This window comes from Flavobacterium terrigena, from assembly GCF_900108955.1.
GTDB classification, from domain to species: Bacteria; Bacteroidota; Bacteroidia; order Flavobacteriales; family Flavobacteriaceae; genus Flavobacterium; species Flavobacterium terrigena.
On sequence record NZ_FNYA01000002.1, the window covers coordinates 260,400 to 278,962 of the forward strand.

Here is an 18,563-nt window from a genome sequence, read left to right on the forward strand (position 1 = left end):
TCGAATAAGGATGCTTTTCATCGATTATTAATGTTTTGCATCGAATATTTTGAACATTTCGTATGGAATTTGTTTAAAATTTATATATTGCTCAACAATATCACATATTCGTTTAATAATGTGAAATTAACACGGCAATTTTCAAACAATTATTACAATAAAACCAAAAAACTACTACAAAACTACTACAAAATGAACTACAAGGCTTACAAACCAAACACCAAGCTATTATTAAATTTAAAAAAACAAATCATTAATAATACTTATTTATTACTAATTACTTTTTTTACATTATTTACAAATCAATTATCCGCTCAAACTACTGACACTTATACAGCTTCAGGCAGTTGGGTTGTACCTGCTGGAGTTACCTCAGTAACAGTACAAATATGGGGCGCTGGCGGCGGCGGCGGCGGGTCAAACTCTAACAACAACGGAGGTTCTGGAGGAGGTTCTGGGGCTTATGTCACACGAACTGTAACAGTAACTCCAGGAACGTATCCATTTACAATAGGCACAGCAGGTACAGCAGGCACTAATGCCGGAGGTACTGGAGGTGCTGGAGGAAATTCAACAATAACAATTGGTGGATTTACTCTTGCTGCGAATGGCGGAACCGGTGGTGTTGGTAATGCTGGAGCTATTGGAACAGGAGGAACAGCAAGTGGAGGATCAACAAATACAAATGGTAATCCAGGACAAGCCGGAGGAGGATCTGGTGGTAACGGAGGAAGCGCACCTAACGGTGGTACTGGAGGTACTGGAAATTCTGATGGTGCCGGAACAGCTGGAAGCACACCTGGTGGTGGTGGTGGTGGTGGTGAACGAGGTGGTGGAAATCAAACCGGAGGTGCAGGAGCACGTGGAGAAATACGTTTTACATATATAATTCCTGGTAGCTATTGCACACCAACGAATACCTCTTCAACATCTTACTATATTAGTGGCGTAACTTCTACAGGAGGTATTGCCAATTTCAACAATACTCCTACAGCATTTTCAGCATATACAAATTACTCTTCACTATTTGTTAGTCAAATAGCAGGAAATAATTTTTCACTTACTGCAACTCATCCAAGTAGTACTTATGGGTACAATGTTTGGGTAGATTGGAACAATGATACAGATTTTAATGACGCTGGAGAAAATGTAATTTCAACAGGTTATCTTTCTACACCAGCAAGTTTAGGGACTATAACTATCCCAGTAGGACAAGCAGCTGGAGATTACAGAATGCGAATTAGAAATGCTTATTTAAGCAATCCAGCACCAGCTTGTGGTTCATTTGATTATGGAGAAGCAGAAGACTATACAGTAAGAGTTATTGCTCCTGCTGCTTGTTCTGGAACTCCAACTGCTGGAACAGCTTCAGCTTCACCAGTATCTGGTAACCCAGGATCAACTTATATTGTTTCTGCAACTGGATTTACTAATGCTACAGGACTTACTTTTCAATGGCAATATAGTACAAATGGAGGCGGAACTTGGACAAATCAAGGTGCTGCTACTGGAACATACGCTAACTATACTGCAACCGCTCCTGCTTTAGGAACAACTGTATTATGGCATTTAATTGTAACATGTACAAGTAGTGGTCAAAGTGGAACATCATCTAATGGAACATTTACATCAGTTTCTACACAAAACATTCCTGCTACAGGAAATAACTCCGTTACTTGTGGAACCAACATAGTTTTATATGACAATGGTGGAGCTTCAAGCGACTATGTTAATAGTTCGAATGGATATACGATTTTAGACGCAGGTCTTGGCGCAACAATTAACATTTCAGGAAACTACACTACTGAAAGTGTTGATTATATTAAAATTTACAGTGGATCTGGAACAGGTGGCACATTACTAGGGACTTATTCAGGAACTGGTTCAATAAATTATACTGGTACTGTCGGACAAACTTTAACAGTTCAATTTACATCAGATAGCTCTGTTGTTTATTCAGGCTTTTCTCTTTCTGTAACTTATAGTGGAGTTTGTTACCCTGCATGTAGTGGAACACCAACTGGAGGAACCGCAGTAGCAACACCAGCGTCTTCTTCACCAGGATCAAGTTATACTGTTTCTGCAACTGGATATACAGGAGCAACAGGACTAACATTTCAATGGCAATATAGTACAAATGGTGGTGGGACTTGGACAAATCAAGGTGCTGCTACTGGAACTTATGCTAACTATACTGCAACTGCTCCTGCTTTAGGAACAACAGTATTATGGCACTTAATTGTAACTTGTACAGCTAGTGGCCAAAGTGCAACTTCTTCTAATGGTACTTTCAATTCGGTTTCAACACAAAATATTCCAACAACAGGAAATACTACAATTACTTGTGGAACCAATATAGTTTTATATGACAATGGTGGTGTTTCAGGTGACTATGCAAATAGCTCATCTGGTTATTCTGTTATAGAAGCAGGACTTGCAGCAACAGTAACAATTTCAGGAAACTATACTACTGAAAATGGTCTTGACTATATTAGAATTTACAACGGAACTGGAATTGGTGGAACTTTATTGGCTTCATATACAGGAACAGGAACAATTAATTACACAGGAACTGCAGGACAAACTTTAACTGTTCAATTTTACTCTGACAGTTCATCCGTTTATTCTGGTTTCAGTTTATCCGTATCTTATAGTGGTGTTTGCTATCCAGCTTGCGCAGGAACTCCAACAGCAGGAACTGTTTTAGCTAATCCTAATACAGGATGGCCAGGTTCATCTTATTCAGTTGTCGCATCTGGTTACACACAGGCATTAAACATGACTTACCAATGGCAATATAGCTCAAGTGCTGGAGGGCCTTGGACAAATGCAGGTGCTGCTACAAGTTCTTATGCAAATTACAGTGCAATTGCACCTGCAAGTGGATTAGTTTATTGGCATTTGGTTGTTACTTGTACAAACAGTAGTCAAACCGCTACTTCTTCAAATGGTGTTTTTACTGTAATGGCTGTTAGTAATGTAGTAACTGGATGTCCAAACGTAGTGTCTGGTGGTTTAGGACTAAATGGAGCAGATCCAGCTGCAATTAACTGTACAGCTTCTTCAACTTGTGTGGATCTTGAAGCTACTTATTTAGATTTAGGAGAAACAACTGATTATATTGTTGAACCAATTGCTTACAATCCTCCTCGCAGTTTTACAGGATTAGCTAACCCTGTAAGTGTTAACACAGATGATGTTTGGTCACCTGTTGTAAACCTACCTTTTGATTTTTGCTTCTATGGAAACACTTTCAACAAATGTGTTATTGGATCTAATGGAATTTTAAGTTTTAACACTACTCTAGCTGGTACAGCCAGTGGATATAGCTTTAGTGATAATATTCCAATCAGTGGACATTCACAATTAAAAGAGAATTCAATTTTTGGAGTATTTCACGATATAGACCCAGGAGTTGGAACTTTAAAACAAGTAGGTTGGGAATTAATCACATTACCTACTGGATGTAGAGCTTTAGTTGCATCATGGTCAAATGTGCCTATGTTCGACGAAAATGCTATTCTATATACTGGAATGATGGTTCTTTATGAAAATTCAAACATTATTGAGGTTTATATTAAAGAAAAAAATATCGACAACTTTGGAGCTGGAACTTGGAATGATGGTAATGCCATTGTTGGTATTCAAAATGCAACCGGAACATTAGCGTCTGTTCCACCAGGAAGAAATGGGCTTGATGCCAACTGGACTGCAACAAATGAAGCTTGGCGTTTTGTACCAAATGGAAATTCAATCGCTTCAATAAAATGGTATGAAGGTGCTGGAACTACGGGTCCAGTGGTAGGAACTACACCAACAGTAACTGTTTGCCCTACCTCAACAACAACTTACACTGCAGAAATCACTTACACGCTTTGTGATGGAAGAACAATTAAACAAGCAGATCAAACTACTGTTACTATTAATGGTGCAAAAGTTTGGAATGGCTCTGTAAGTACAAACTGGAATGTTGCTAACAACTGGACACCAACTGGAGTTCCAACAGCTTTAGACTGTGTTGTAGTACCAGATACTGCAAATGATCCAATTATTGGCGGAACAAGCTTCAGTGGTTTAGGTTTAAACTTAGCTGTAAATACAAATGCAGTTTTAAATATCACTGCTACAAATACTTTAAAAATAACTGACATAATTAATGTAAATGCAACTGGAACAATAATTGTTCAAGATGATGCAAGTATCGTACAGACTAACAATGTTACTAATATTGGAAACATTCAATATCAAAGAGCTGCAAATGTTAGAAGACAAGATTATGTATATTGGTCATCACCAGTATCTAATTTTGCAAGTACTGCAGTTTCTCCTGGAACAAGTTTAGGATTCCAATATAAATGGACACCTACTATAGCAGGAAATATAAATCAATTTGGAAATTGGGCATTTGCTAACGAAACCATGGTTAATGGTAAAGGATACTGTTTAAGAGCTCCAAACTCCTATTCACTTTCAGCTTTTGCCAATTATACTGCTACATTTGTTGGGGTTCCAAATAACGGGAACATATCAATTCCAATTAGTAGAGGAACTTTTAATGGAGCCAATTACTCAACTGGAGTTTCTACAACACCTGGAACTAAGGATGACGACAACTGGAATTTAGTTGGAAACCCATACCCTTCTGCAATTCACGCTGTTAATTTCTTAACATTAAACCCAAACATTGCAGGTTTTGTTAATATTTGGACACATGGCTCATTACCTTCTAGCGCAACAGCAGATCCATTTTATAATGATTATGCTTATAACTATACTCCAACTGATTATATCACCTATAATTCTGTAGGCGCATCTAGTGGTGCAGGTACATTTAATGGTAGAATCGCAGGAGGACAAGGATTTTTCGTATCAATGCTTCATACATCAGCCGCAACAACGGAAAATTTAAATTTCAATAACACACTGAGAAGCAATACGTATGACAACACTGTGTTTTACAAAAATTCTAAGGAAAATAAAAACGCTGACGAATTAGAAAAACACAGAATTTGGTTCGATTTAGTTACCCCTTCAGGAACTAATATTAGATCTTTATTAGGATATGTTGAAAATGCAACAAATCAAAATGATAGATTATTCGATGCATTTTCTAACGAAAAACTGTCATTCAATATTTTCTCATTAATTGGAGATGAGCAAATGCTAATTCAAGGTAGAACACTTCCTTTTGATGTTAATGACAAAGTTAGTATCGGAGTAAGCCTTCCTCAAGATGGATTATACAAAATTGCTTTAAGTGAGGTTGATGGACTATTCAAAGATCCGAAACAAAACATCTTTTTAGAAGATAAATTATTAAACGTAATTTTCAATTTAAAACAGGCTCCATATTCATTTATGGATAAAAAAGGAATAATTAAAGATCGATTTGTTTTAAGATATACTAAATCAGATAATATAACAGAAGTTGCAAACCAATTAACCGTTTATGACAACAATGTATTAACTGTAGAATCAGGTAAATTGAAAATAAAAGACATTATAGTTTTTGATACTTTAGGAAAATTATTATTAAACAAAAACAATGTAAATAGTAAAAACTTTCAAATTACTAACTTAAACAGAACAAATAGTATGTTAATTGTAAAAGTTACTTTAGAAGATAACACAGAAGAAGTAAGAAAAATTATTTACTAATACTATTTTAAAAAATTCCAAAAAAGACCTTTGCTTTAAATAGTAAAGGTCTTTTTTTTTATCTTTTTTATAAAAAATAAATCGTGAAAGTTCAAAAATACTTTTTAACAGCTAAACAACTGATTAAATGTATTTTATCGACAATATAATTCCATTCAACAATTATTAATTCAATCATAAATTTATACAAAAAATATAAAATAACTTTATAACATATTGGCCCCAAAGCTTCATTTTTTTGGTTTAAAATTTTAATCATTTAAAAGAAAACAATATGAATCAGACAAAATTACTTCAACAACTAGGATGTTTACTATTCCTAATACAAATATCATACTCACAAGTAGGTATTGGCACTACAACTCCAGAAGGAGCATTAGATATTATTTCTACAAATGATGGTTTACTAATTCCAAGAGTAGCGTTAACAAACACATCAACAGCAACAATTACAACACCTATAAAATCAGAATTAGTATATAATACTGCAACCGTTGGCGATGTTACTCCAGGTTATTATTATTGGGAAACCACACCAACTGTAGCTTCAGACAGATGGATACGTTTAGTCGCAACTGGTAGTAATTGGTCAATTACTGGAAATTCAGGTACAAGCCCTGGCACCAATTTTATAGGCACAACAGATGCACAAGATTTCAGAATTAAAACTGGTGTGGGTGGCATTGATCGCTGGAATATTTCAAATACCAATAATGGTCAATTGCAATCCTATTCTATAGGAACTGCAGCTGTGCCAACCTATTCTTGGCAAACAGATCCAAATACAGGAATTTTTAGCCCTGGGATAAGCATATTAGGATTCTCAACAAACAGTAATGAAAGAATGAGAATTGAATCCGATGGTGATGTAGGTATTGGAACTTCATCAGCAGCTTACAAACTTTCAGTACGACACGATCAAGACGGATATGGAGTAATGTCTGTTGACAACGCCACAGCTGGAGGATTTTCAGGCATTTATCTTCTTCAAGGAACAAGTTACAGAGGTCACATCGGATATGTAAACACAGGAGGTGTCTCAACCTTTGGAGGTAAAGGATCTTATCAGCTGGCCTCAGGAAATCGACATATGCTATTCAGCACAAACTCGGGAGCTGAAACATATTTGGAACGAATGATTATAGCACAAGACGGAAGAGTCGGTATCAATACAAACCCAACAAACTTATCGGCAACTATACAACCAACATCCAATTTACAGGTAAACGGATCTGTCGCAGTTGGAGTTATTAGAGTAACTGTTGGTGCAGGAAACGTAACTTACACAGTACCAAGCACCATCAGCAAATTAATCCTCGATGCTAGTGGTGGAAGCACCTTAACCGTTGAACTGCCTGACCCAACTACATGTACGGGTCGATTGATAAGTGTTTCAAGAGGAACTGGTACAAAAACCATAACCATTGATCCTGTAGGTGCAAATAATATACAAAACTTAGATGGTACAATTACCAGCACCACTTCGCTCCCAGCACATTCCGCAGCCGGAGCTGGTATCAATATTCAATTTTGGTCGGATGGTGTTAATTGGTATCGCTAATCAAAAATACTTCAAAAATCTCCAAAAAGACCTTTGCTTTAAATAGTAAAGGTCTTTTTCATTAGCATAAGCTTCACGCTCGAAAGAAATATTTCTATATGCTAATTGCCAGTTTTTATATTTTAAATAACCAATTAAAAATTCTGTAACATAAACAACAAAAAAAGGCAATACTAACATTTCTAATTGTTGTCTGATATGTATTCTTTCATGATTCAACAAAACAGCATTATTCCTATCCGATTTCTCAGATAAAACAATAAAAGGAAACAAAGTTATTCCTCTCACCCATTTTGGCGTTAAATATTTAAAAACTATTACAATCATTTGATACAAAGTTGCTAAATTTGCCCTTATGAACAATGAATTAAATCCAAATAATTTAAAAGAAGGTGAAGATTTTTATTACACACCTGAAGGATATAAATGTTTTACTGAAAAATATCACTTAAAACGTGGTTATTGCTGTAAAAGCGGATGCCGTCATTGCCCATACGGATTTGATAAAAAAACCGGCACCAACAAAAAATAAAAAATGGACATTCAATTATTCAAATATCGAATCAAAATTCACAAATCCTATCATAGGTCTGACATTCGTTACCCTTAGTTTTTCTATATATTCAAAATTCAGAAAAATAAACCAAACGAATTAAAAACAACAAAGATGACTTTCAAAGAACAAATACAACAAGGTATTCCTTCGGTTTTACCACAACCAAAAGTATACGAAACCTCAATAAATCACGCGCCAAAACGCAAAGAAATATTATCTACCGAAGAAAAAAAATTAGCATTAAAAAATGCATTGCGTTATTTCGATGCGAAACATCATGCGGAATTACTTCCAGAATTTAAAGCGGAATTAGAAAGCTATGGTCGAATTTATATGTACCGTTTTCGTCCAGATTATGAAATGAAAGCCAGACCAATTTCTGATTATCCAGGAAATTCTGAACAAGCTAAAGCAATTATGTTAATGATTCAGAATAATTTAGATTATGCTGTAGCGCAACATCCTCACGAATTAATTACTTATGGTGGAAATGGTGCCGTTTTCTCAAACTGGGCTCAATATCTATTGACGATGAAATATTTGTCTGAAATGACAGACGAACAAACTTTGTCAATGTATTCTGGACATCCAATGGGATTATTTCCTTCTCATAAAGAAGCACCAAGAGTAGTTGTAACAAATGGAATGACTATCCCAAATTATTCGCAACCAGATGATTGGGAAAAAATGAATGCTTTAGGAGTTTCTCAATACGGACAAATGACTGCTGGAAGTTATATGTATATTGGTCCGCAAGGAATTGTACACGGAACTACTATCACTGTTTTAAATGGTTTCAGAAAAATTAAAAAATCAACAACTGGCGGTTTATTCGTAACTTCAGGTCTAGGTGGAATGTCTGGCGCGCAACCAAAAGCAGGAAATATCGCAGGCTGTGTAACGGTTTGTGCCGAAGTCAACCCAAAAATTACACACATTCGCCATTCTCAAGGTTGGATTAACGAAATTGTAGAAGACATTACACTTTTAGTAGCTAGAGTTCGTAAAGCTTTAGACAACAAAGAAGTTGTTTCAATTGCTTATTTAGGAAATGTCGTAGATGTTTGGGAACGTTTTGACCAAGAAAATTTACATATCGATTTAGGTTCAGATCAAACTTCGCTTCATAATCCATGGGCTGGAGGCTACTACCCTACTGGATTTTCATTTGAAGAATCAAATGAAATGATGGCTAATAATCCAGATAAATTTAAAGAGGAAGTTCAGAAAACATTGCGTCGTCATGCGGCAGCAATAAATAAACATACTGCAAAAGGAACGTATTTCTTTGATTATGGAAATGCTTTCTTATTAGAAGCTTCACGAGCTGGAGCGGATATTATGGCAGAAAACAATATCGATTTCAAATACCCAAGTTACGTGCAAGACATTATGGGACCAATGTGTTTCGATTATGGATTTGGACCATTCCGTTGGGTTTGTGCTTCTGGAAATCCAGAAGATTTAGCTAAGACAGATAAAATTGCTTGTGATGTTTTAGAAGAAATGATGAAAAATTCGCCAGTTGAAATTCAACAACAAATGGCAGATAATATTCAATGGATTAAAGGCGCTCAAGAGAACAAATTAGTAGTTGGTTCTCAAGCTCGTATTTTATATGCCGATGCTGAAGGTCGTATTAAAATTGCCGAAGCCTTCAACCAAGCGATTGCTCGTGGAGAAATTGGTATGGTTGTTTTAGGTCGTGATCATCATGATGTTTCTGGAACAGATTCACCTTATAGAGAAACTTCAAACATTTATGATGGATCTCGTTTTACTGCGGATATGGCCATTCAAAACGTAATTGGAGATAGTTTCCGAGGTGCTACTTGGGTTTCTATTCACAATGGTGGCGGTGTTGGCTGGGGAGAAGTTATAAACGGAGGTTTTGGCATGCTTCTTGATGGAACTAAAGAAGCGTCTAAACGTTTGGAAATGATGTTGTTCTGGGATGTAAATAACGGAATTTCAAGAAGAAATTGGGCACGAAATGAAGGAGCTATTTTCGCAATAAAACGCGCTATGGCAACACAACCTTTATTAAAAGTAACCCTTCCAAATTTAGTTGACGAGAATTTATTAACTTAAATATACCGCTATGAAGACTATTAAATTACTATCACTTTTAGGATTTTTTATCCTAGCCTCATGTTCATCTGTGTCCGTGAATACTGATTATGACAAAAAAGCAAATTTTGCGTCATACAAAACATATGCATATAGCAAAGCTAGTGTGGATAAGCTTGAAATTTCAGATTTAGACAAAAAACGAATCTTATACGCTATTGATGATGCGATGCCAGCAAAAGGATTTTCAAAATCTGACAATCCAGATGTTTTAATTAGCATTTTCACTAAAGAAAGAGAACGAGTTAATGTGTACAACAATATGGGTTGGGGATTTGGCTATGGCTGGGGACCAAGTTGGGGAATGGGTTACACTAGAACCTCAACAACTCCTGAAGGAACTTTATACATTGACATCATTGATGCTAAAACCAAGGAATTAGTATGGCAAGGTATTGGAACTGGCTATTTAACAACCGATTCTGAAAAGAAAGATGAAAGAATTGCAGAATTCGTAGCAAAAATTTTAGAGAAATATCCGCCAGTAATAAAATAAAGTTACCTTAAAATAAATACATTATAATCCTGATACGTTTTTAAAACATATCAGGATTTTTATTTTGCATGATAAAAATCATTATTTGATATAAAATTTATTGTAATTTTACATCAAACAACGTAAACACAATTATGGAATCAAATTTTGAAAGTAATCCACTGATAGACAGGTTACCTAAACATTTAAAACAATTCATAATCCCACAAGATTATAACGATTATACGCCTATAAACCAAGCGGTTTGGAGATATGTAATGCGTAAAAACGTAGATTACTTATCAAAAGTCGCTCATAATTCTTATTTAGAAGGTTTAGATAAAACGGGTTTAGAAATAGACAATATTCCGAATATGTATGGTATGAACCGTATTTTAAAGGAAATTGGCTGGGCTGCCGTTGCTGTTGATGGGTTTATCCCACCAAGTGCATTTATGGAGTTTCAAGCCTATAATGTTTTAGTAATTGCTTGCGACATTCGTCAGTTAGAACATATTGAATACACACCAGCTCCAGATATTATTCACGAAGGTGCTGGCCATGCTCCTATTATTGCAAATCCAGAATATGCAGAATATTTACGTCGTTTTGGAGAAATTGGTTGCAAAGCTATTTCTTCGGCTCGTGATTATGAATTATATGAAGCGGTTCGTTTATTATCGATTGTAAAAGAAGCTGAAGGCACTCCTGCTGAAGAAATTAAAGCTGCTGAAGACCAAGTTGATTTCCTACAAAACAACATGGGAGAACTATCTGAAATGTCTAAAATTAGAAATTTACATTGGTGGACTGTTGAATATGGTTTAATTGGAACTGTTGAAAATCCGAAAATATATGGTGCAGGTTTACTATCATCGATTGGTGAAAGCGCTTGGTGTATGACAGATAATGTAAAGAAAATACCTTATGATATTTCAGCTGCAGATCAAAGTTTCGACATCACAAAACCACAACCACAATTATATGTAACACCAGATTTCGCACAATTAAGTTCTGTTTTAGAAGAATTTGCAAGTAAAATGGCCTTACGTACTGGAGGGTTATCTGGAATTCAAAAATTAATCACTTCAAAAAATTTAGGAACTGTAGAATTAAGCACGGGTTTACAAATTTCTGGGGTTTTCACCAATGTTATTGAAAACGAAGGAAAACCAGTTTACATTCAAACGACTGGAAAAACAGCTTTATCATATAGAGAAAAAGAATTAGTAAGTCACGGAACAGATGCACACGCAGAAGGATTTGGCTCACCTGTTGGAAAGCTAAAAGGAATCAATTTGGCTATTGAAGATATGGGACCAAGAGATTTGCGCGCTTATGACATTTACGAAGGCGAACAAATTACTTTAGAATTTGAAGGAAACATCAAAGTTTCTGGAGAAATTGTAACAGGAACTAGAAACTTACAAGGTGAAATTTTATTGATTAAATTCAAAAATTGCACCGTTACTCAAGGTGAAACCATATTATTTGCTCCAGAATGGGGGATTTATGATATGGCTGTTGGTAAAAAAATAACTTCAGCCTTTTCAGGACCAGCAGATGTAAATAGTTTTGATATGATTAGTCACGTACCTTCAAGTCATACTATCAAACAAAAAAAATCAGCAGAAAGAGAAGAGTTAGAAGGTTTATACAGAAATGTTAGAAATTTAAGAGAAGGAAAAGCTGCAGAAATTACTTTAAAAGAAGCATTTGGAGCTGTAACCGCAAATCATAAAAACGATTGGTTACTTTCTGTAGAAATTGCCGAATTAGCTAAAAAAGAAAACAATACCGACTTAATTGACAAAGTGTTAAATCATTTAGAAAAAGTAAAAATTAATCGTCCAGAAGTGGCTCATTTAATTGATGGCGGTTTAGAATTAATTTTCGAAAAAGCTACAAATTTATAATAATCATCATTTTTAAAAAAAATATGATACTAGTAACATTTGTTACAAACTAAAATCTATCATTCCCATATATTTGCGAAAACAAACGAATATGGGAATTTTAGATTTTTTAGGTTTTGATGATAAATCGAAACAAATTGCAGAATTTATTGAAAAAGAAGCCGTAATTATTGATGTGAGAACGTATGAAGAATTTGCTGGCGGACACATTAAAAATTCAAAAAATATTCCTTTACAAATTATCGAAACAAAGATTAACGATATTAAAAAGCTAAACAAACCAGTTATTGTTTGTTGCAAAAGTGGGATGCGAAGCAGTCAAGCTGCTTCAATTTTAAAACGCAACGGAATTGAAACAATGAATGGTGGCGGTTGGCAAAGTTTACAATTAAAGTTATAGAACCTCAGACAACACAACAAAACTTGAGGAAATCGAATCCATCTCAATTATTTTATTGAGATGGTTTTCTTTTTTAATCCAAAAACTTCTGTTTCACTTCTTTATCCGAAGTAATTATTTCATCTTTATATTTCAACGTCCAACCCAAGTTTTTGGTCACTATAAACAAACTATTTAATTCTGATAATAATCTGTTTTTAGCATTTGTTTTTAATGTCGAAGCTTGAATTTTTTTAGACAAATTCGCTCTAGCAATTTTATTGATCTTATTATAATCTTGACCTGTAAATTCATTAAAAGTACTCGACTCGGTATTATAATATTTAAAATCTGGCGCGATTTTTATTTCTTCTTTTGGAATTTCAACAACCGTAATGACTTTATTTATCGAATCAATATCGTATTTCATTTTACTCAAATCGAAACTCACGGTAACATCTGCATTAATTACCACAATGGCTTTTTTCTCGAAAGAAATAAAATCACCTAAATATTTTTTGGAATCTTTATACGTAATCACCTCAGCAAAATGTCCTTCTGTAACAACTAATTTTCCAACATTTTTAATTTGTTCCTGAATTAAAGCCGTGTCATATTCTACAACCAAAGTATCACCTTTTGAAGAAAAATACTTGTATCCGAAAAACAATACTAATGCTACAAGAATGAGCATGATCCATTTTCTAAATTCAGTAATTATTCCGAAAAAAGTAGTTTTTTGTACTGATAAACTCATAAATTAAAATTGAATGTGTGGTTGTTTTTTTACTAATATATTCATTTTCTGATTCAAATTGGCTAAAAATTTTAAATGACTTTCAGAATTTGGATTGAAAGGTCTATGATGTAACGCTTTCTGAATATCACAAACTTGTTGCATGGTTTCAAATTCTTTTTCGTCCACATAATTTTCGAAAAACTTAATCCAAATGTAATCAATTGCGGTTTGATTCGGATGCAACATATCTTCCGCATAAAAACGATAATCGCGTAATTCGTCCATCATGATTTCATAGCTCGGAAAATAGTTCGAAACTGGAAATTGGAAGTTAGAAGAATACAAAGCGGAAATCAAATGCGCTTTACTTACATTATTTTCCACAAAACCATCTTTAATATGTCGCACTGGCGAAACGGTAAAAATGAAGTTACAATTCGGATTCACCACATGAATTTCTGAAATTATATTCTCTAAACTTGTTTCAATTTGAGCAATCGAAAGGATTTCTTTAACAAATTGTTTTTGCGGCACTTTATGGCAATTTGCTACAATTTCATTACTTTCAATATGTCTGTAAACCCACGAAGTTCCTAAAGTAGTAATAATGTGTGTAGAATTTTTAAGTTCTTCATTTGTGGAATCTACTAATTGATTTAATGCTTCCAGAAATTCTTCTTTATTAGAATTTGAAAGCTCCGAATGCACTTCATAACAATGCCAAGCTTCATTATGAAAGAAAATGTCTTTTCCCGAAAAATACTTTTTATGAATACTTCTAAGAATTAATTTTTCTAAAGAAACAGAATTAAAAATAATTCCAAACGGATTTACAGTAGTTTGAAATTTAAAATATTCGAATTTCTCCGCCATATTTTCAGCAAAACAGGAACCTAACAACATAATTTTCGATTGATAATCCATCGGAAAATCAGCTTTTTGAATAGGTATTTGCGTTTGAAATTTCATCGTTTTTTTTATCTTAAACCAAAAATACAAAAACAAGTTAAATAGTTGCTAAAATTTATAGTAAGACTTTTTATTCCGTATTTTTGTACGATAAAATTTTCGAAATGAAACTACTGTATTCTTATCTACAAAAACATAAATTACTCCTATTTTTCGCCTTATTAATGGCAACTATCAATATCTGTTTTAGTTTATCCGACTCCATTATTACGGGTAAATTAATGCAAGATTGTGGTGTGGGAATTGCCAAATATAAAGGAAACGAAATTGGTTTTATCAAAGCCGTTGGTTTCTGGTTAGGACTTTCGCTTGGTGCTGCGATGATTTCGCGAATTACTAAAAATTTTCAAGATTATTTTACCAATATCGTCATTCAAAGAACAGGTGCAGAAATGTATACTGACGGAATTAAAAAATCGTTAGATTTACCTTATGTTGATTTTGAAGACCAAAGTAGTGGGCAAACCTTAAGCAAATTACAAAAAGCCAGAACCGATTCTGAAAAACTAATTACGCTTTCTATTTCATTAATCTTTCAAACCATAATTGGGTTTATTTTTGTGATTGTTTACATCTCAAGAATCGATTACAGAATTGCTTTCGTATTTGTAATTACAGCGCCAATTATTGCGTATATTAGTTCGTTTTTAGGTAAAAAAATCAAAGTCGTTTCTCGAACCATTGTTACACAAACCAATTCATTAGCAGGTTCCACAACAGAAAGTTTACGAAACATCGAATTAGTAAAAAGCTTAGGCTTAACGGCTCAAGAAGAAGGACGATTAAATTCGAACACACATAAAATTTTACAATTAGAAATTCAAAAAATCCGTTTCATCAGAAGTTTGAGTTTTATCCAAGGAACAACCGTTCATTTTATGAGAACTTGCGTGGTTTTTGCTTTGTATTATTTCTTATTTAGCGAAAAAATTGTCGTGGGTGATTTATTAACAATGGTATTCTTCACGTTCTTTATCTTCAATCCATTGCAAGAATTAAGTGCATTTATAATTGCAAAAAACGAAACCAAAGTTTCAATGGAAAATTTTGAACAATTATTAAATGCCAAATCGGAACACAAACCAGAAACTCCAGAACATTTTGGAAAAATTAACTCTTTAGTGTTTTCTAATGTGAGTTTCCAACATAAATCGGCGAAACAACCTGCTGTTGAAAATATTAATTTCAATATAAAACAAGGTGAAACCGTTGCTTTTGTTGGTCCGTCTGGCGCAGGAAAAACAACTTTAGTAAAATTATTAGTGGGTTTATATCAGCCTGCTATTGGAAACGTTTTATACAACGGAATTGATTCTAAAGCCATAGATATTTTAGAATTGCGAAAACAATTAGGATTCGTAACTCAAGATGCACAATTGTTTTCAGGAACAATTAGAGAAAATTTATTGTTCGTAAAACCAGAAGCAACCGACGAAGAAATATTAAACGCTTTACGAAGAGCGAGTTGTAATAATTTATTGGCTAGAGCCGAAAATGGTTTAGATTCTACAATTGGTGAAGGTGGAATTAAAATTTCTGGTGGAGAAAAACAACGTTTATCTATTGCTAGAGCTATTTTGAGAAATCCGAATTTATTAATTTTTGACGAAGCAACTTCTGCTTTAGATTCAATTACCGAAGAAGAAATTAATAGTACGATTAGAAATATTTCGGATGAACATAGAATTACAGTTCTAATCGCACACCGATTGTCAACCATCATGCACGCAGATAAAATATTTGTGTTAGAACAAGGAAAAATTATTGAACAAGGAAAACACAACGATTTACTTGATGAGAAAGGCTTGTATTATGCAATGTGGCGACAACAAATTGGAGAAAGAAAGTAATTTCGCACTCAAAATAAGCTAACATTTTGCGTTTGTTCTTTTTTATTATATTTGTGATGAAACCGAAACTCACAATATGCAAATAACTTGTAAAAATTGCAATCAAACTTTCAAAGGTCATTATTGTAATAATTGCGGACAATCTGCTGAAACACATAAATTGGATGTTCACTTTTTGTGGCACGACATTCAACATGGCTTATTGCATTTTGATAAAGGTATTTTGTATTCTGCTAAAAAACTTTTTACAGAACCCGGAATAACCATCCGAGAATATATAGAAGGAAAAAGAATTCATCATTTTAAACCTATTTCGTTAGTCATTGTTTTAGCAACCATTTATGGTCTTTTGTGCCATTTATTTGGTATTCATTTAATTGTTGCTGAGAATAACATTGAAAAAGCAAATCTTTATAATGAATGGTCAACTTCTCATTTTGCTTGGATAACTTTATTAACCATTCCGTTTTACACAATTGGAACTTTCGTATTTTTCAAAAACCAGGGTTATAATTTCATTGAGCTTTTAATACAAAATACGTTTAAAGCAAGTCAACGTTTATTTGTACACATATTGCTTTTTCCAGCAATTTATTACTATAACGAAACGCCACAAATAAATAAAGTCAGATTGATTTTATATCTTTTGGATGTAGCTTTAATTTTTTGGACGAATATTCAATTTTTTGACAAATTAAGTAAACCCAAAGTGATTCTGAAATCAATTTTAAGTCATTTGTTATTTTTGGTTTTATTTACTTCATTCATTGCTATTACAATGTATATCTTAGGAATACTTAAATTTTGATTTTATGTTTCAAAAAGACTATTTACACACAAACGAAGGCTTTTCACAAGTTGTAGTTATAGAAACTGAAGAAACCAAAACTTTATATATTTCAGGTCAAATTGGCGAAGGAAACGATTTAGAAACTCAAACTATTGCCACGTTTAAAAATTTAGAAACGCTTTTGAAAGAATGTAATTCAAGCTTTCAAGATGTGGTAAAAACGAATACGTATATCGTAAATTTTAATCCAGAAGTCGATTTACCCATTTTCAGAAAAGTCCGAAAAACATTTTTAGGCTCTGAAAATTATCCAGCAAGTACTTTAGTTGGTGTTAGCGTTTTAGGAAATAGAAATTGGCTAATTGAGATTGAAGCTACGGCGGTGATTGATAAAAAAGCTGTTTAAAAGAAAACCTCCAAGAGTTTGAAACTTTTGGAGGTTTTTAAATTAATAAATTCTTTTTAATTGAATCGCTAAATTTTTGGCCAGTTTTTCAAAAGCACCAACGACTCTTTCATGTTCATTAACCACAACAACTACATTTTTCTCAAAACCAATCACTTTATCAAAATGAACGACAAGTAATTTTTTCGAAGTCGTTGTGTCAATAAATTCAATTGTTGTAGATAACTTAGCAGGTTCTACTGCATATCCAGGATAAATCCAAGTTAAATTCACTTTCATTAAATAAGGTGAATCATCAACAATTTTGCATTCTCCTTTTTTGAAATACGTATTAAAAAAATTAATAAAAGCTGGATTGTAATATTTTTCTCTATTTAAAAACCAATCTTTCTTGAAATTTTCTGCTTTTTCAGGATTAGCTTTTCTTTTTTCCATTTTTTCTTTCAAAAAAGCTTCTTCAGAATCAAAACCATGAACTTCGATGTTTTTATAGTTAAATTCAACTTTAAATGAATTGATAGCACTTAAGTTTTCAAATTTACCTTCAAGTTCTTTAAATCTTTGTGAATAGCCAAGCGTTGTGAAAACAAGTGAAATAACAAGAGACTGCAATAGTTTTTTAAACATTTTTTATTTTTTTAGTAAAGTTTCCAATTCTGTATATTTTTCAAAATTAAAATCAGGCAAATTTTCTCCTATTGAACAATATTGATGGCAACCAAAACAGATTTTAACAACACCTACAATTTTATTATTTCTTTGAAAAACTAAAATATCTCTATAAGTAGTTAAACACCTTGATGTTCCAATCTTAATATTAAATTCATATTTTAAAATATCCTTTAATTTAGAAAATTTTGCTTTGTCAATTTCACTTTTTTTGAATCCAACTTCAGTTAGCTCTTCATGAAATTTAAAATCTAGATTATAAGGATAATCATCATATATTATTGCACTTTGTAAATGAGAATAATTATCATTAAGTAAATTCTCATCTCGAACGTCTTCATCGGCGATAGCGTAATGACTAACCGAATCAAACTCTAAATTTTTACTACTAAAATGTTTATAACCAAAATAGGATAACAACAATAAAACAAGTGATAAAAAAACAATAAAAAAATTCTTCATTAC

15 protein-coding genes are annotated in these 18,563 nt (G+C 33.4%); 10 read left to right on the plus strand and 5 right to left on the minus strand.

What is annotated here, in order from left to right; all coding sequences use genetic code 11:
• Positions 1 to 192 precede the first annotated feature (192 nt).
• Complete coding sequence (locus BMX42_RS04680) at positions 193 to 5,658, plus strand: GEVED domain-containing protein (RefSeq protein WP_143055605.1); 5,466 nt, start codon at positions 193 to 195, stop codon at positions 5,656 to 5,658.
• A 274-nt stretch (positions 5,659 to 5,932) separates the two neighbouring features.
• Positions 5,933 to 7,219, plus strand: coding sequence for a hypothetical protein (locus BMX42_RS04685; RefSeq protein ID WP_091309511.1), 1,287 nt, complete (start codon positions 5,933 to 5,935; stop codon positions 7,217 to 7,219).
• Here BMX42_RS04685 and BMX42_RS04690 read toward each other — a convergent pair whose 3' ends face one another.
• Positions 7,220 to 7,546, minus strand: coding sequence for a hypothetical protein (locus BMX42_RS04690; protein ID WP_091309514.1), 327 nt, complete (start codon positions 7,544 to 7,546; stop codon positions 7,220 to 7,222).
• Positions 7,547 to 7,574: 28 nt separating this feature from the next.
• On the opposite strand from BMX42_RS04690, the gene BMX42_RS14510 reads away from it, so the two are divergent.
• From BMX42_RS14510 to BMX42_RS04710, 5 genes are all read left to right on the plus strand, one after another.
• Complete coding sequence (locus BMX42_RS14510; RefSeq protein ID WP_177169118.1) at positions 7,575 to 7,751, plus strand: C1orf53 family protein; 177 nt, start codon at positions 7,575 to 7,577, stop codon at positions 7,749 to 7,751.
• A gap of 135 nt (positions 7,752 to 7,886) precedes the next feature.
• The gene (locus tag BMX42_RS04695; protein ID WP_091309518.1) at positions 7,887 to 9,866 is read left to right on the plus strand and encodes a urocanate hydratase; all 1,980 of its coding nucleotides are present in this window, start codon (positions 7,887 to 7,889) and stop codon (positions 9,864 to 9,866) included.
• A gap of 10 nt (positions 9,867 to 9,876) precedes the next feature.
• The gene (locus tag BMX42_RS04700) at positions 9,877 to 10,401 is read left to right on the plus strand and encodes a DUF4136 domain-containing protein (protein ID WP_091309521.1); all 525 of its coding nucleotides are present in this window, start codon (positions 9,877 to 9,879) and stop codon (positions 10,399 to 10,401) included.
• 134 nt (positions 10,402 to 10,535) lie between these two features.
• The gene (locus BMX42_RS04705) at positions 10,536 to 12,296 is read left to right on the plus strand and encodes an aromatic amino acid hydroxylase (protein WP_091309525.1); all 1,761 of its coding nucleotides are present in this window, start codon (positions 10,536 to 10,538) and stop codon (positions 12,294 to 12,296) included.
• Between the two features lie 91 nt (positions 12,297 to 12,387).
• Positions 12,388 to 12,696, plus strand: a complete 309-nt coding sequence (locus BMX42_RS04710) for a rhodanese-like domain-containing protein (RefSeq protein WP_091309529.1) — start codon at positions 12,388 to 12,390, stop codon at positions 12,694 to 12,696.
• A gap of 73 nt (positions 12,697 to 12,769) precedes the next feature.
• Here the strand turns inward: BMX42_RS04710 and BMX42_RS04715 are convergent, their stop codons facing one another.
• Both BMX42_RS04715 and BMX42_RS04720 read right to left on the minus strand, forming a co-directional pair.
• Entirely contained in the window at positions 12,770 to 13,432 is a 663-nt protein-coding gene (locus BMX42_RS04715; protein ID WP_245748244.1) for a DUF4230 domain-containing protein, read from the minus strand.
• Positions 13,433 to 13,435: 3 nt separating this feature from the next.
• A complete protein-coding gene (locus BMX42_RS04720; protein ID WP_091309533.1) occupies positions 13,436 to 14,383 on the minus strand; it encodes a GSCFA domain-containing protein in 948 nt (315 codons plus the stop codon).
• A 104-nt stretch (positions 14,384 to 14,487) separates the two neighbouring features.
• Here BMX42_RS04720 and BMX42_RS04725 point away from each other — a divergent pair, with 104 nt between their 5' ends.
• The 3 genes from BMX42_RS04725 to BMX42_RS04735 all read left to right on the plus strand — a co-directional run bounded on the left by BMX42_RS04725 (position 14,488) and on the right by BMX42_RS04735 (position 17,429).
• Positions 14,488 to 16,233, plus strand: coding sequence for an ABC transporter ATP-binding protein (locus tag BMX42_RS04725; RefSeq protein WP_091309537.1), 1,746 nt, complete (start codon positions 14,488 to 14,490; stop codon positions 16,231 to 16,233).
• A 76-nt stretch (positions 16,234 to 16,309) separates the two neighbouring features.
• Positions 16,310 to 17,041, plus strand: a complete 732-nt coding sequence (locus BMX42_RS04730) for a DUF3667 domain-containing protein (RefSeq protein ID WP_091309541.1) — start codon at positions 16,310 to 16,312, stop codon at positions 17,039 to 17,041.
• A gap of 4 nt (positions 17,042 to 17,045) precedes the next feature.
• Positions 17,046 to 17,429, plus strand: a complete 384-nt coding sequence (locus BMX42_RS04735; RefSeq protein ID WP_091309544.1) for a RidA family protein — start codon at positions 17,046 to 17,048, stop codon at positions 17,427 to 17,429.
• 42 nt (positions 17,430 to 17,471) lie between these two features.
• Here BMX42_RS04735 and BMX42_RS04740 read toward each other — a convergent pair whose 3' ends face one another.
• Together BMX42_RS04740 and BMX42_RS04745 are read right to left on the minus strand one after the other, a co-directional pair.
• Complete coding sequence (locus tag BMX42_RS04740) at positions 17,472 to 18,056, minus strand: hypothetical protein (protein ID WP_091309548.1); 585 nt, start codon at positions 18,054 to 18,056, stop codon at positions 17,472 to 17,474.
• Between the two features lie 3 nt (positions 18,057 to 18,059).
• Entirely contained in the window at positions 18,060 to 18,560 is a 501-nt protein-coding gene (locus BMX42_RS04745) for a hypothetical protein (protein ID WP_091309552.1), read from the minus strand.
• Between the last annotated feature and the right edge of the window lie 3 nt (positions 18,561 to 18,563).

Bases quoted from the DNA above. Each gene is read 5' to 3' on its own strand.
- BMX42_RS04680 (WP_143055605.1), top strand. From the start codon at position 193: ATGAACTACAAGGCTTACAAACCAAACACCAAGCTATTATTAAATTTA.
- BMX42_RS04685 (WP_091309511.1), top strand. From the start codon at position 5,933: ATGAATCAGACAAAATTACTTCAACAACTAGGATGTTTACTATTCCTA.
- BMX42_RS04690 (WP_091309514.1), bottom strand. From the start codon at position 7,546: ATGATTGTAATAGTTTTTAAATATTTAACGCCAAAATGGGTGAGAGGA.
- BMX42_RS14510 (WP_177169118.1), top strand. From the start codon at position 7,575: ATGAACAATGAATTAAATCCAAATAATTTAAAAGAAGGTGAAGATTTT.
- BMX42_RS04695 (WP_091309518.1), top strand. From the start codon at position 7,887: ATGACTTTCAAAGAACAAATACAACAAGGTATTCCTTCGGTTTTACCA.
- BMX42_RS04700 (WP_091309521.1), top strand. From the start codon at position 9,877: ATGAAGACTATTAAATTACTATCACTTTTAGGATTTTTTATCCTAGCC.
- BMX42_RS04705 (WP_091309525.1), top strand. From the start codon at position 10,536: ATGGAATCAAATTTTGAAAGTAATCCACTGATAGACAGGTTACCTAAA.
- BMX42_RS04710 (WP_091309529.1), top strand. From the start codon at position 12,388: ATGGGAATTTTAGATTTTTTAGGTTTTGATGATAAATCGAAACAAATT.
- BMX42_RS04715 (WP_245748244.1), bottom strand. From the start codon at position 13,432: ATGAGTTTATCAGTACAAAAAACTACTTTTTTCGGAATAATTACTGAA.
- BMX42_RS04720 (WP_091309533.1), bottom strand. From the start codon at position 14,383: ATGAAATTTCAAACGCAAATACCTATTCAAAAAGCTGATTTTCCGATG.
- BMX42_RS04725 (WP_091309537.1), top strand. From the start codon at position 14,488: ATGAAACTACTGTATTCTTATCTACAAAAACATAAATTACTCCTATTT.
- BMX42_RS04730 (WP_091309541.1), top strand. From the start codon at position 16,310: ATGCAAATAACTTGTAAAAATTGCAATCAAACTTTCAAAGGTCATTAT.
- BMX42_RS04735 (WP_091309544.1), top strand. From the start codon at position 17,046: ATGTTTCAAAAAGACTATTTACACACAAACGAAGGCTTTTCACAAGTT.
- BMX42_RS04740 (WP_091309548.1), bottom strand. From the start codon at position 18,056: ATGTTTAAAAAACTATTGCAGTCTCTTGTTATTTCACTTGTTTTCACA.
- BMX42_RS04745 (WP_091309552.1), bottom strand. From the start codon at position 18,560: ATGAAGAATTTTTTTATTGTTTTTTTATCACTTGTTTTATTGTTGTTA.